Genomic DNA, 1,343 nt, shown 5'->3' on the forward strand with positions numbered 1-1,343 from the left:
TTGGCCTCACGTCCGCGCTCTTTATCGTTGTGACTGAAGCTCACCTTGTCGCCCACCGACAATTCGATTTGGCGTGACGAAAAAATGGCGATATCGCGCAGACTGCTTTCAAAAGCCGATAACAGGTGCGATGTCCCCTCGGTATCCGTCAGTGTGACCACGCCCTGTTGTTTGGCATCGCTTCCCACCTCAATGCGGTAATACTGCTGGTTAATCAGCGCAGTACTTCCGTTCAGCGCCGCCAGTCCGGCGACGGATTTGAGTATGTCAACATGGGTTTTTTCGCGGTCGAACACCTCTATACCCACGGAGGTGGCCCCCAGCGTACCCCGGTCTTTCAGTGCCTGATGAATACCGGCATTGACCGCCTGTTTATCCGCATTGGTCTGGGTCACTATCAGGGTCTGTGCCCGTGCCTCGGCAGTACGCCCGGCATAATCCCGCACGATGGCATCAATCACCAGATCCCCGTGTTGGGCTTTTTCTTCCGGCGTTTGGCGGTATTCTTGCACTGAGGAGAGGGGCGGGGTGACGCTTGCCTCGCGGGGGACTTGATCGGGCGTGACGGACTCAATGACGTTGAGCGCGGGCGCTATCTGGCGCTCAATGATGGCTTCAACCGCAGGACGCAATTCTGGCGACTGGCGAACAATGTCTTTCATAATGGCCACATCGAGCGCACTGCGTTGTTGCATCAGTGAGAACGGCGCGCCATTCGCCACCGGAAGGAGTTGTTGGGCGTCCCCACTCAGTACGACACGACCGCCTGCCGCGCTAATTCGATTCAGGGTATCGGCCATATCGCGGTTGCCGACCATTGAGCTTTCATCCACCAAAAACAGCGTGCGCGAGAAATCCAACGTTTCACCGCTTTGCGTTCGCCGTTCGGTGTCCATCAAAAATGATGCAATGGTTTGGGCCTTTACCCCGACCGACGCCATTTCACCGACCGCGCGGTGTGTCGGTGCCAGACCGATAACCTCCGGCTGTTGCGCGTCAGGCAATGTATTGATGGCCGCCAGGACGGCCTTAAATTGGGTGGTTTTCCCCACCCCGGCATAGCCCTGAATACCGACAAACCGATCCGTACTTTCCAGCATCAGGCGGCTGGCCGCTTGTTGACCGGCCGTCAATCCGGCAAACAACGTCGGGTCTGCCTCGGGCATCAGCGGGGCCACGCTGTTTTTCCCCTCTAAAATGGTGTGCAGGATCTGCTTTTCCATCGCATAACTGGCGGCGGTCACATAGAGTTGGCGGGCTTTACCGTTCGGGGTATCAACCGGTAACAGTTCACCGGATTTAATCTGGCGATCGATTTCGGTGTTGACGCGTGCCGGTGTCAT

1 protein-coding gene is annotated in these 1,343 nt (G+C 57.1%); it reads right to left on the minus strand.

From position 1 onward, the window contains the following. Positions 1–1,343: AAA family ATPase (locus AEP37_RS23720; RefSeq protein WP_049615637.1), on the minus strand; the 1,343-nt coding region annotated here is incomplete at both ends.

The sequence above is a fragment of the Yersinia pekkanenii genome, from assembly GCF_001152565.1.
Lineage (GTDB): Bacteria > Pseudomonadota > Gammaproteobacteria > Enterobacterales > Enterobacteriaceae > Yersinia > Yersinia pekkanenii.